Raw genomic sequence first — 12,824 nt, forward strand, 5'->3', positions numbered from 1 at the left:
TTTCCTAATTTTTAATATTACTCTTGATTTTAAATTCGCTGGCGGGATCTTGTATTTTCTCAATAAATTCTAGCATCTCATCAGTTAAAAGCAATTGGTTTTGTGCATTCCAATAACTTTGGTCGTACGGGTAGTTTATCTTGAATAAGTCTTTTGATGTGCTCACGTTTTTCTTGACTTCAAAATCACCTTCGTTGTCAGATGTGGTTAGAATAAATGAAACATCGTAGTATGAGGTATATGAATTTTGCTCATCGGTCAATTCAACCTTGACATCATATTTTGCTGACGATATGTAGTATTTGTTAGTGTTCAATGATTTATTAAGTGACATTTCTTTTTTTACCGAGACAGTTCTGTATCTAGTTTTACCATCTTCCTTGTATGGATTGTTCTTAAAATCAATTTCCATTAAAATTCGCTCTATGGCGTGGTCTTCTTTGTTGATTATATAGTAACCAACAACTTTTTCATTGTCAAACTCAGGTTTCGTATGAAAACTTAAATTTATTTTATCTCCATTCTCGAAAGTAGATTCTGTTAAATCAAAAGCATCACCCGTAGCATTTATAGGGGTGAAATTCATGAATAGTTGGTAAAAAGTTTCAAAAATGAAATATACTTTCTTTTCATCTTTAACTAAACCAACTTTACGCATATTAGTTAACTCTACTTTGAAGTCCTTTTTATCGGGATCAATCTCTTTAGTGTATAGAAGTGTTCTCCTTTCCAACTTTCCTTGTAAATCTTGTATGCGGGTAATTTCACCATTATACCGTAGTACGCCTCTTAACAAAAATTTCTCTTTATAAGGATAAATAGGGTAGTTTGATCTCACAGAATCTCCAACCTTTTGCCATAGCGTTTTTTCATTAGTTACGGTAACTTCGTTTAATTCTAATACACTTTTGTTGAGGTGAATAGTATCTCCCACTTTTTGAAAAGTGGTGTTTAATTTATCATAGCCAACTCTGTAAATTGTAACGGAATCTAATGATGATGAGAACTGAAAACGCCCATCTGCATTGGTCATCGTGTGATCTTTACTATTGTAAACGCCAACAAATTCTAATGGTGTATTATCTGCACTATCCAAGACAATAGCGCTAATACTGTATTGGGAATAGCTGAAAAATGAAAAAAGAAGTAATGTGAAAAGCGATAATTTCATAATTGGTTAGTTAATTCTGAACAATATCAAACTCCGTACCTAATTATTTTACCTCAACACCTGTAAAGAAAAGAGAGAAATCAGCATCAGGTCTTTTGTGCATCATACTAATGTGCAACCCGTTTAGGGTTTTATAGTCTTCCCAAGTGGTCGTCATATTAGGTTCAGATTGATTTTCTTTTCTATACACCCATTCCTTAATAATATAATCATCACCAAAATAATAATCATAGGCATCACCAGGTGTATAACCGCCTTCATTATTGTAGACTGTAGTCAATTTATGCATGGTAGCTTTGCTTATTGGCGCTTCTACATTTTCTGTAAGCTTGTGGGTAAAACTATTTTGGTCCCATACCAATTGATATGGTGCCAATAACCAAAACTTATCATTTACAAATCCGCCATCGGTCGCGGTCATAGTACTGTCCACAGATTTTCTATTGTATGTAATGGTATCTTGTCTGGTCATCATGGTTACATTGTTAGGTGCCGTTTCCCATAACCAGGTACGTTCAAAGTGCTCATCTTCACGATCTACATTGAAAGTGAATTTAATACTTTCTACATTTTTCCAGTTTTCAAAACCGTTCGCATTTGCGATTTTTTCAAGAACTGTCAATTGCGTATCTTCGGCAACAGCAATTTTAGGCTTTTTTTGGTCGGTTTTACATGCTGTAAAAACGCTTGATATAAGAACGGAAAGAATAATTGTTTTTTTCATTTTCGGCAGATTTTCAAGTAAATATATCAATTACAGTATCTTTAACCTACTTTTATTTTTTGTAAACCATCTATCAAAGTGACATTTCTTAAAAAGCTATGTTTTATTATTATCGGAAACCAATTCAGTGGAAAATCGGTTTCTGGTGGTAAGAAGGAAGAATATACCGATTTAGAGTTAGTAGAACGCATTGTTGCTAACAATGACTCTATGCTCTTTGGTGTGCTCTATGATAGGTACTCGAAATTGGTTTACAATAAGTGTTTGGGTTTTGCCAAATCTAATAAAGAGGCAGAAGACTTGACCCAAGATATTTTTCTAATGCTTTATGTAAAATTGGGTTCGTTCAAAGGAAATTCAAAATTTTCTACCTGGTTATATTCTTTTACCTATAATTTCTGCGTTAATTACGTGAATAGAAATAAGGAACGAAAAATAAATGATAATTCGGTTAAGTTTGAAACACATGAAGATGTTCCGGTAGAGGTGACAGATAATTTGTTGCTTGAAATGCAAGTGGATAAACTTAAGAAAGCCCTAGAGCTTATAGCCCCTGAGGATAAATCGATATTGCTATTAAAATATCAAGATGGTGCATCTATTAAAGAACTGGAAGATATTTTAGAATTAAAATCAAGTGCGATTAAAATGAGGCTCAAAAGAGCAAAAGCGAAAGTAACGGAAATGTATAAAACCCTACCTTAATGTTAGAACAGGACAAAAATCCATTTAAAAACTTACAAGGAGATCTTAAAGATGTTCCGCCAGAGCTACGTAAAAAAGTTATGGAAGACGTTGCTACGGCTAAGTTGATAATGGAGTTGTCTCATTTGTTCACAGGTAGTTTTGCCTCTATTATTGAAGGTATGCTAAACACAAAATCTAAAAGCGAATAAAAATAAAGTAGAACAGTTATATGGAAACAGTTGATAAGTGGAAAGACCTCACCTTTGAATCTTTAAGTAATATATTCAAGGATATTGCTTCTGCATTGCCAGGTATATTCGGGGCATTTATCGTAATTATTTTTGGGTGGATCATCATTAAGGTGGTCACCTTCATATTAAAACGAATATTTAAAGCGATCAAATTAGATAAAGCTTCTGAAAAAATTAATGAAGCAAAATTATTTGGAGATGCCGATATCAAAATAGACTTACCTAAAATAATCGTCACTTTTATAAAAGTGCTTTTATGGTTGGTGTTTATAATTGTTGCATCCGATATTATGGGCTTAACCATTATATCGACCGAAATTGCTAACCTTTTAAGGTACTTACCGATATTGTTATCAGCGATGATCATTTTTATGATAGGTCTGTTTTTGGCCAAAACTATAAAAGAAACTATAGTCAAGGTATTTGACTCTATAGGTTTAGGTGGTGGTAAGCTTTTAGGTAACGTATTATTTTACCTAATTATCATATTTGTTAGTATTACTGCATTAAACCAAGCGGGCATAGATACACAGATAATCACTAATAACTTTACAATTGTATTAGGTGCATTTTTATTGGCTATAGCTCTAGCGTTAGGTTTAGGGTCACGAGAAATTGTGGGTGATTTGCTAAGAACCTTTTACTCAAGAAAGATTTATGAGGTAGGGGATAAGGTAAAAATCGGAGATTTACAAGGTACGGTAATAGGTATCGACAATATTTCAATGATATTAAAAACGAAAACCGGTAAAGTAGTTATCCCAATTAAAAAGGTGGTAGAGAAAACAGTTACCGTAGAAGAACAATCCTAAACGAATATTAGCGTTTTTTAATTTGTAGAAACAGGTTTGGTGATAATCTAAAGGATTATTGCTAATCGTGTTTATGATTTAATTCATTAATTTTGTTAGAGATAAATAAACTTAAAATATGAGTGCTAAAAAAGGAAAAATTCAGGAAGCCATAGATGAAAAAATGCTGGAGGAAAGAAAAGTCTTTCTATGGGGTATGGTTGATGACGATTCTGCAAAACATGTAATTGACAGGTTGTTATATCTAGATATGCAGAACAATAAAGAAATACAACTATATATTAATAGTCCTGGTGGTTATGTTACTTCTGGTTTTGCAATGTATGATACTATAAAAGCCTTAAAGAGTCCGGTTTCTACAATCTGTACAGGTTTGGCGGCATCAATGGGTTCTATTTTATTATCGGTGGGTAAAAAAGGTAGACGATTTATTCAGCCACATGCACAGGTAATGATTCACCAACCAAGTGGTGGCGCAAGAGGTCAGGCTTCTAATATTGAAATACAGGCTAGAGAAATTATTAAGACCAAAGAGTTAAGTGCACAAATATTAGCAGATAACTGTGGTCAAGATTTTGACAAGGTGTTAAAAGATTTCGATAGAGATTATTGGATGAATGCAGAAGAGTCTATTAAATATGGTATCGTTGACGGTATAATGGAATAGATTACAAAAGCTATTAAAATTTAAAAGTCCTTTACCAAAATGGTAAAGGACTTTTTTGTGGTTGGTAGTTAATTTTGAATAAAAAAATACTATCCGGTCTTATCTTAAAAAGACAAGGTTGTTGTTGAATTTATGAGGTATGCTTAAAAAAATCATTTAGATGCCAATACACCTTTTTTAATCTGTAATATTGGGAATTCCGTTCTTCTGTTCAACTCCAATTCTTCTGGGGTACAATCTTCTTTACTAGTACAATGATTAATTGGCATACGTTTACCAAAGCCTTTATAAGATACAATTCTGTCCTTAGAAACTCCGTTTGCAATTAAGTACTCATAAGTAGATTTAGCCCTGCTTTCAGATAAGTTGTCATTGTAGCTATGGCTACCAACGGGATCGGTGTGTGCTTCTAGTTTAATTATCATATCTGGGTAGGTGTTGTTCATTACACGTACCACTTTGTCCAGCTCTCTTGCCGCATCTGGTCTAATATTACTTTTATTGAAATCGAAATATATTTTATTGAGCCCCGCTAATAATTTAAGGTCAAGTACAGGTTCAAGAACAATATCTTGTCTCATTATCTTTTGTGCCTTTGGCGTCTTTGATGTATTGAAAAATACATTTTTATGAGGGTGTGTTTTACGTACGGCCTCGATCATGTAAGCGGTCTTTCTATTGACAGGAAATCTGTAGTACCCATTTTCATCAGTAGTGGTCTGTGCAACCAATGTATTTGTTACTTGATCATATAAGGTTACTTTAACACTATCTAACATTTGGTTGTTTACACCATCTACAACATAACCTTCAACATCTAAAGCAGGGGTGAATTTAAATTTGTAAATATCATCACTACCAACACCACCTTCTCGGTTAGAGCTTACGTAACCATCCAATCCGTTTGGTAGACCGTAATACGCAAAATCATCACTAGAACTATTGATAGGAGTACCTAAATTGATAATGTCGATAACCTCGCTGTCTTCATTGGAAATGGTTGAGAAAACGTCTAATTGACCAAAACCAACATGACCATCAGAACTGAAGAACAATTTGCCTTCTTCATTAATGAAAGGGAACATTTCATTACCTTCTGTATTCACAATAGGTCCGGCATTAATAGGTTCTTGTATACCACCGCGCTCATGAATTTCAGCATAGTAAATGTCGGTGCCACCATAACCACCAGGTCTATCCGATGCAAAATAAATGCGTGTTCTCGCAAGATTCACAGACGGATGCCCGGTGGAATAGTAGTCACTATTAACCCTAAGGTGACTGTTTTCTTCCCACTTGCCATCAATCAATTTAGCGGTATAAATTTTTAGATTAATTTCATTTGATACTCCGTACCCAGCTTTTTTGTCATAGAAGTTATTACGGGTAAAATACATAATTGTATCATTCTTGTAATCTGTAGAAAAGGCTACAGAGCTTTCATGATATTTTGTATTGATATCCCCTTTTACGCGTTTAGGTTCAGACATAGAATTGTCTTCTTGAACAGCAAAAAGATCTAACCAGGGTTCATCGTTCCACCCATAACTTTCACCTGTAACCACATCTCTTCTTGAAGAGCTGAAGTACAAGTTTCCCATAAATCTATACACACCAAAATCACTATCCGTAGAATTGAAAGCAACGGGTTCCACTTCATAACGTTGTCTACTGTTAAATACAACAGAAGCTAAGTTGCCATCTTTTAAAAACCGTTTTACGCGAGAATCGTTCTTATTGTATTTCTTATATTTTTTTAACCAAGCTTCAGACTCTTCTAAATCTCCATTGGCGTATAAGGCCATAGCATATTTAAAGTAATAATCAGTAGGTAATGTTGCGTTATTGATTACGGCACTAAAATGAGGAATAGACTTTTTGTAGTCACGTATTAGTAAATAGCATTCCGCTAATTGCTGATGGGCGTATTCTGCATTGAAATCTGTTTCAACCATTCTTTCATATTCTGGTATTGCCAATGAATATGAGAATTTGCTGAAATAATAATCTGCTTTTTTTTGTGATGCTACTTGAGCAATAGATAATTGAGCTATTAGTAAAAGCATCATCAATACCACAATATTTTTATAATTTTTCATCGTATCGATTTTAAATTATTAGAAGTATCTAGGAGACTTAACAGGACCTAAAACCTTTTTGAAAAGCTCATAGATCAATATAACTTCGTGTGTACCACCAGTGTAAGGTCTTACCGCTGAAGTAGGCAGATCGTAAGCGTAACCAACTCTAAAATCTCTTGATACCTGGTAGTCCATCATAGCACCAAAATTCGATGCGTCGTTCACTCGGTAAGAAGTACCGATCCAAAACTTTTCATTGAATAAAAAGTTAATGGTAAAATCGTATGTAGCCGGTGCACCATTAGTGAATTTTGTAATAACGGTAGGTTTAAACTTGGTAGTTTCAGAAAGGTCGAACACCATACCACCAATAGCATAGTAACTGTTACGTTCTATAGCTTCAAACTCACCATCGTTTACATCTGTGTTCAGTATTCTTGGTGAGGATATACCAGCATACCATTTATTGGAACCAATGTAAAAACCGGCACCAAAGTTAGGGTTGATACTATTAAAATTAGCATTGAAAAACTGATCGTTAGGATCAGGGTTTTCTAGATTATAACTAGTAAAACCACCTTTAAGTCCGAAACGCATTTTTACCTGTGGACTCACCGGAACGGTATATGAGAAATCTCCATAGAAATAGTTGGTACTTTCAAAACCTAGTTTATCATTGATATAAGATACACCGATACCGACTCTTTCGTTTTTCATTGGAGAATGAATAGATAGTGTACTGGTTCTTGGGTTACCTTCTAGACCCGCCCATTGGTTTCTATGCAAAACGGTTGCATTCAAAGTTTCTCTACTACCCGCATAAGCTGGGTTTACAGAAATAGTGTTGTACATATACTGTGTAAACTGCGGTAACTGCTGTGCGCTTACAAAGGCACCTGTTAAAAGTAGAACGGCTAAGAGTAGATTAGCTTTTTTCATGGTTATAATTAGGGTTTAGCTTTTTAAGGCTATTTGTTAATGAATAAGTAGGTTATCTTATTATATACAAATTTAAAGACTGGTCTTAAGTATTTAAAAATTAACGGTTGACACCCCGTATTATTCGTTCTGAAACATCATATTCGTTCAATAGGGGTATTTATCGGATGAATTAAATATGGACTTTTTAAGGAAGGTTATATGCAGTAAATTCTTACCTGAAATAAAAAATGCCTATTCATATTGAAAAGGCAATTTACTGACAAGTGTAGATTATATTAAGTCGCTAAATAAATGTATCCGCTAAATGGTTCTAATTCTGTATCGGTACTTTTGTTGGTAGCCATTATAATATAATAGTAGGTACCTGTAGGTAAGATTTCAGATGAACCGAAAGAACCATTGGGAGATTCACCTCCCCAATCGTTTTGGTAATCTTTCATTTCAAAAATCAGTACGCCCCATCGGTTAAATATCATTACATCAAAACTTAAGGCACAATTCTCGGTCACTGTAATTTCAAAGAAGTCGTTAACACCATCTCCATTTGCGGTAACCGCTTTAGAAATTTCTATATCAACTCTACCACATGGTACACACTGCGTATCAACTATAACGGTAAAGTCGACATAGTATTTACAAGTACCTTCAGTAGAACTGTAGGTAATTTTGTATTCACCTGGCTCGTGGTCCATAGGGTCAAAGTAATTTCCTTCTAAAACTACATCGCCTTCCAAGATCATGAATGTACCATTGCTGTCAAAATCTTCTGGCAGATAGTTCAATAAATCTATAGGCTCCTCTTCAATACAGATATTGATCGTTATCTCTTGTAATTGAGGTTGTAGCACAAAAACGATCTGTTCAAAATCAGCAGTGTTTCCACACGAATCGGTAACGTTCCAAGTTCTAATGATCATGTAATCATCAGAATCATCAGCTTGTTGCGTTTCTTCATTATAAATCACATCAAAGTCTCCACAGCCACCCGTGAATACCATTTCTGGTGCTTCGGGAATATCATCGCCACAAATAATGGTGATTTCTTCTTCATAAGTCAAACTCGTAATGGGTTCAATAGGCTCTACTGTAATAACCTGGGTATGTTCTACCATATTACCTGCGCAATCGGCAGCGGTCCAAGTTCTGGTAACCGTATAGCCTAGGGCACAGTTTTCGTCATTGGTGATCGTTTCTTCAAAGACCACATCAATATTAGGCTCACAAGAGTCCGTAGCGGTAAGTGTAGATGCATCTGGCACCATATTACACTCAACGGTCATATCTTGAGTTAGCGTTTCATTGAAGGTCGGTGCAACCGTATCTTCGATTGTAATTACCTGTGCATGTGTACGCACATTACCGACACAATCCGTAATGGTCCATGTTCTGGTAATAGTATACTCGGTAGCACACTCGTCATCTTGACCTTCAACTAACTCGGTATAATCTACCGTGATAGCACAATCGCTATCGGAAGTAATTACGAAAGCATCGGGTATTTCATCACAAGCTTCAATGGTAATATCTGTTGGCCAGCCCTCGTCACCGTCATTATCGATTATGGTAACGGTAGCGATATTATCGGATAAAATACCTACGATCGGACTCGAAATGTTCTCAAGAATTATATTGAACGTTTCTGGTTCTTCGATAAGGATATCGTCTATTATAGGAATTACTATTGGCTGAGTGTTAGAATTGGTACCGCCAAATGTCAATGTCTGCGAGTTACGTGGTACACCCGTGTAATCACTAGCGTTTGTGGCAGAACCGTCTACCGTATAGAATTCTACCGTAAATTCATCTTGCACATCTGCATTAAGAACCACATTCAAGGTAACCGTACCAGCGTCTTCATTTACCGTAATAGAAGTAGTGTCGAATTGAACACTATTTAAAGTTGGGTCGGCATCGTTATCAAGAATTTCTCCTATACCGATATCGTCCGTGATGTTGACTGAACCACCTGATGTATAAGAAATTTGAACTTCATGCGTTTCGGTGCGCTCAATTAGATTATCATCAAACGCAGCAACATTAAAAGTTACCGAAGATGTGTTGGCTAAGAGTGTAATCGTATTAGAACCACTATAATCGGTGTTAGTGGTCGTATTATTTATATATGTTAGGTTAAAAACAATGTCTTGGTCAATAGAGTTTGATGCTGTAATTGTAAAAACATTATCGTTGCCTTCTGTTGTAGAAGAATCGTTAATGGCATAGCTAGGGTTACCCGGTAATTCGGTTAACGTACAATCTGTACATGAAGGGGGCGGTGTACATGTAGTACAAGGAGTTGGATCTGTTGAGGTATTCGTGATGATGTTACCACTAGTGTCCTCGCCGGTTACTGTTGCCAAATTGTTTACCTGCCCATTATCTATGTCGGTCTGGCTTATGGAATACGTTGCAGTATAACTCCAAATTTCTGTAGTGTCTAATTGCCCGTCAGAGTCTGTGTCGCCAAAAGCTGGACCGGCAATTGTACCTCCTAATAATGGGTCTGAAACTACTAAGTTTGAAATAGGAACATTACCGGTATTGGTTATAATAAAAGTATAATCGACTTCATCACCGATATTGGCAAGACCGTTCGCGTCAGTATCAACATATACTCCGTCTTTCGTAATTTCAAGATTTCCAAAATCAACAGTTACACAAGCTATATTATTAGAAGTATCGGAATCACCTGTAACAGTTATTTGATTTCCAAGACCACCGCCATTTGTACAATTTTGGGTGGGGTCGTATAAATTTTTATCTAAAGTAAATAGTGCAGTTACTAACCAACTTTCTGATCTCAGTCCGGCAATAGATTCACCGGTAATTATTTGGTTGCCACTTACAAACGGACTTATAATGGTACCGTCAACGCCATCAGTTTCATTTCCATAAGCTAAAGTTGCATTTACTAAAGAAAAACCATCACCTAAAATGAACGTATCTATGACATCGTATGAACCCGAGAGACCGCCAGTGTTTTCTGCCGTAATTCTATAGGTTACGGTATATTCATTGGTTGTACTATTATATATTGGACCGGTTTCAACAGTTTTACTTACATCAATGTTAGAGCTGCAAGGTATATCCGGTACGGTAATGTTACCATCGAAAATAGTACAATTCAAGCCCGGTGCTTCAACTTGCAAGGTGTACTCTCCGCCTTGGGAAGCATCAAAAGGGTCAAAAACAAGTTCGTTACTAGTACCTTGTTGAACCATATTGCCAGAATCGTCGATCCAGGTAAAGATAGCATTGGTAACCGGGTTTGCTGTTAATGTAACACGTGTACCTGAACTTTGGCAATTGGCAACTAGGTTAGGTAAATAGGGGACCACTTCAAAAGCGCCATCAGCTGAGTTGCCACAACTATCGCTTATTCTCACGGTGTAAGTGCCTTCATCTGTTGCGGTAAAAATACCATCAGTTGAAGTACGTCCTATATTTGATGGAACCGATGAATCTATTATTTCATATTGATAAGGTGCAATACCGTTAGACCCTTCTGCAAAAATAACGCCCGACCCTTCTGTACATAGGTAACCTACAATATTATCAAACGAAGTAGATACGTATGTAGGTATAGTTATATTTCTTGTTTGGGGTTCGCAAGCACACGTAAAAGCACGGCCAGAAGTACATTCACCGCCGCTCTGAAATTCAAGATTCAGTTGGTAGTTGCCTGCTGGTAGATTGGGTACCGTAACCGGAGTTCCTTCAGTGAAAAAGAATATACTCTCACGAAACACCGAGTTGCCCGTATCTAAATTAGTTATGGTAACATTGGTATAGAACGTATTATTGATGTTACTGATAACGTTAGGATTGATGATTAGAGAATTGGAATTACCGCAACCTTGTAAAAAATCTAAACTAAAATCATGTTGAACTGTCTGTGAAGGTAAAATTTCAAAAGTTTCAATACCCGTCTCACAACCGTCTGTAATTTCTGCTTCGTATATTCCCGGTGGAAAAGCTTCTGGATAAACAGAACTTCCATTAGGGTTCACAAATACTCTCGGGTAGCTGTAGTTGGTAACCACACCACTTTCAGATGTAAAGCTTGCAGGGCCCGATAATATTGTAACCCTGCCATAATTAGTTCCACCGTTTCTAACATGGAAACCCATACCTGTAGTACCGTCCATACACCCGCGTTCTGGTCGTACATTCGCTTCAAATGTAGTTACTGGAACTGGTGTAAATGTAAGCGCGGTATTCATGGTATATGAACAACTATCTTGTAAAATAGCATCATAGGTACTACCAAGTTGAATATCGGCTTCACGAATTTCTGCCTCAAGGTCGTTAGGGTCTGTAAAAGTGTATACAAGCACATCGCTAGCATCTGCTTGGTTGGTTAGCGTAAGAGTCGCTGGCACCAAAATACTTTTTTCCTGAGAACTCGAATTCGTCAATGAGGCAAATACAAAAAACGCAGTTTCGCCAGAGCAATCAAATGCTTTCTGACTCCACATATCAATATCGGGTGTATACGTAAAGTTCTTGGTTTCAGTTTGACCGCAAGCGTCGACTATGTTTGCTGTATAACCATTTCCAAAATTATAGTTTGTACCAAGACTATAAGAAACCCCATTGCTAGTATCTATTGAACTTGAAAAAATTACAGTACCTGTTGCATCATCGGTAACCGTAATTTGATGAGGTGATACTCCTCGACCAAATGGTGCATATTCCACTTCGTAAGTATCACAAGCTGCTTTTTCAATAAAATTAATCGCACTATTTAATGAAGTGATAGAAGGAGCTGTTAGAGTTATTGTTTCGCTAACCGTATTTTGGCAGTCATCTTTAATTTGAAAAGTATAGGTGCCTTCAGAGAGTCCTGTAAAAGTATCTGAATTTTGCTCTTGAAGTACGGTTTGCGGGCTGGTACTTAAGTCTACAATACGGTATTTATAGGTTGGAAAAGCCGAAGTAGCGATATGATTACCATTACTTCCCGTAAGAATGACCTGACCATTTGAACTACCGGAACAAGAGGGGTTGGTAATATTTACATTTAAATTAGGAAGAACATAATTACCGGTAACCGTAATATTCGCAGAAACTGTAGCGAAAGTCGCGTCCCTAACTTCTACAGAATAATTACCTGGTTGTAAAGCAAGAAAAGTTTCAGCGCTTTGAAACCCTCTAGTTTCAGGTCCACTAACAATACTGTATTGGTAGGGTTGCGTTCCACCATTTGCCGTTGCGGTTATGCTACCGTCAGATGAGCAAATAGACTCCGATTGCGCTAAGGTTAAATCTAATTGTGCAGATAAAGATATACTTAGAAATAGAAAAGCAATGGTAGGTAGAAATTTTATCATATTCTTTTCTAAACAAATGATTTATCTAAAGACTAAAGAATCTTTATTACATACAAAATTAGCCTCGTTATTGGTCGAATTCTAATATTTGTTGCAAAAGCAGTTGAATTTGATGTGAAATGAAAGGAGTAATTTAAATATCGGGTTTTATGCAAC

General features: G+C 36.2%; 9 protein-coding genes. 4 read left to right on the plus strand and 5 right to left on the minus strand.

The window, feature by feature from the left end; all coding sequences use genetic code 11:
• Nucleotides 1-4: 4 nt before the first annotated feature.
• Together SJY30_RS00320 and SJY30_RS00325 are read right to left on the minus strand one after the other, a co-directional pair.
• A complete protein-coding gene (locus SJY30_RS00320; RefSeq protein WP_396633661.1) occupies nt 5-1,171 on the minus strand; it encodes a hypothetical protein in 1,167 nt (388 codons plus the stop codon).
• A gap of 43 nt (nt 1,172-1,214) precedes the next feature.
• Nucleotides 1,215-1,895 (minus strand): hypothetical protein, encoded by a 681-nt coding sequence (locus SJY30_RS00325; protein WP_396633662.1) that lies wholly within the window; start codon nt 1,893-1,895, stop codon nt 1,215-1,217.
• Nucleotides 1,896-1,973: 78 nt separating this feature from the next.
• Between SJY30_RS00325 and SJY30_RS00330 the strand changes: the two genes are divergently transcribed.
• The 4 genes from SJY30_RS00330 to SJY30_RS00345 all read left to right on the plus strand — a co-directional run bounded on the left by SJY30_RS00330 (nt 1,974) and on the right by SJY30_RS00345 (nt 4,312).
• Nucleotides 1,974-2,600, plus strand: coding sequence for an RNA polymerase sigma factor (locus tag SJY30_RS00330; RefSeq protein ID WP_396633663.1), 627 nt, complete (start codon nt 1,974-1,976; stop codon nt 2,598-2,600).
• Nucleotides 2,600-2,791, plus strand: a complete 192-nt coding sequence (locus SJY30_RS00335; RefSeq protein ID WP_036156071.1) for a hypothetical protein — start codon at nt 2,600-2,602, stop codon at nt 2,789-2,791. Before SJY30_RS00330 ends, SJY30_RS00335 begins: the two co-directional genes overlap by 1 nt.
• A gap of 20 nt (nt 2,792-2,811) precedes the next feature.
• The gene (locus SJY30_RS00340) at nt 2,812-3,645 is read left to right on the plus strand and encodes a mechanosensitive ion channel domain-containing protein (RefSeq protein WP_133674536.1); all 834 of its coding nucleotides are present in this window, start codon (nt 2,812-2,814) and stop codon (nt 3,643-3,645) included.
• Nucleotides 3,646-3,763: 118 nt separating this feature from the next.
• A complete protein-coding gene (locus tag SJY30_RS00345) occupies nt 3,764-4,312 on the plus strand; it encodes a ClpP family protease (RefSeq protein WP_036156068.1) in 549 nt (182 codons plus the stop codon).
• Between the two features lie 152 nt (nt 4,313-4,464).
• Here the strand turns inward: SJY30_RS00345 and SJY30_RS00350 are convergent, their stop codons facing one another.
• The 3 genes from SJY30_RS00350 to SJY30_RS00360 all read right to left on the minus strand — a co-directional run bounded on the left by SJY30_RS00350 (nt 4,465) and on the right by SJY30_RS00360 (nt 12,668).
• Nucleotides 4,465-6,411: an OmpA family protein gene (locus tag SJY30_RS00350; protein ID WP_396633664.1), complete on the minus strand. Its 1,947-nt coding sequence runs from the start codon at nt 6,409-6,411 to the stop codon at nt 4,465-4,467.
• Nucleotides 6,412-6,429: 18 nt separating this feature from the next.
• Entirely contained in the window at nt 6,430-7,332 is a 903-nt protein-coding gene (locus SJY30_RS00355; RefSeq protein ID WP_396633665.1) for a type IX secretion system membrane protein PorP/SprF, read from the minus strand.
• A 278-nt stretch (nt 7,333-7,610) separates the two neighbouring features.
• Entirely contained in the window at nt 7,611-12,668 is a 5,058-nt protein-coding gene (locus SJY30_RS00360) for a gliding motility-associated C-terminal domain-containing protein (protein ID WP_396633666.1), read from the minus strand.
• Nucleotides 12,669-12,824: the final 156 nt, after the last annotated feature.

This window comes from Maribacter sp. R86514 (assembly GCF_044597005.1).
In the GTDB taxonomy this organism is placed as follows: Bacteria; Bacteroidota; Bacteroidia; order Flavobacteriales; family Flavobacteriaceae; genus Maribacter.

Coding starts and splice junctions, on each gene's coding strand:
- SJY30_RS00360 (WP_396633666.1), bottom strand. CDS start 12,668: ATGATAAAATTTCTACCTACCATTGCTTTTCTATTTCTAAGTATATCT.
- SJY30_RS00340 (WP_133674536.1), top strand. CDS start 2,812: ATGGAAACAGTTGATAAGTGGAAAGACCTCACCTTTGAATCTTTAAGT.
- SJY30_RS00325 (WP_396633662.1), bottom strand. CDS start 1,895: ATGAAAAAAACAATTATTCTTTCCGTTCTTATATCAAGCGTTTTTACA.
- SJY30_RS00355 (WP_396633665.1), bottom strand. CDS start 7,332: ATGAAAAAAGCTAATCTACTCTTAGCCGTTCTACTTTTAACAGGTGCC.
- SJY30_RS00335 (WP_036156071.1), top strand. CDS start 2,600: ATGTTAGAACAGGACAAAAATCCATTTAAAAACTTACAAGGAGATCTT.
- SJY30_RS00350 (WP_396633664.1), bottom strand. CDS start 6,411: ATGAAAAATTATAAAAATATTGTGGTATTGATGATGCTTTTACTAATA.
- SJY30_RS00320 (WP_396633661.1), bottom strand. CDS start 1,171: ATGAAATTATCGCTTTTCACATTACTTCTTTTTTCATTTTTCAGCTAT.
- SJY30_RS00345 (WP_036156068.1), top strand. CDS start 3,764: ATGAGTGCTAAAAAAGGAAAAATTCAGGAAGCCATAGATGAAAAAATG.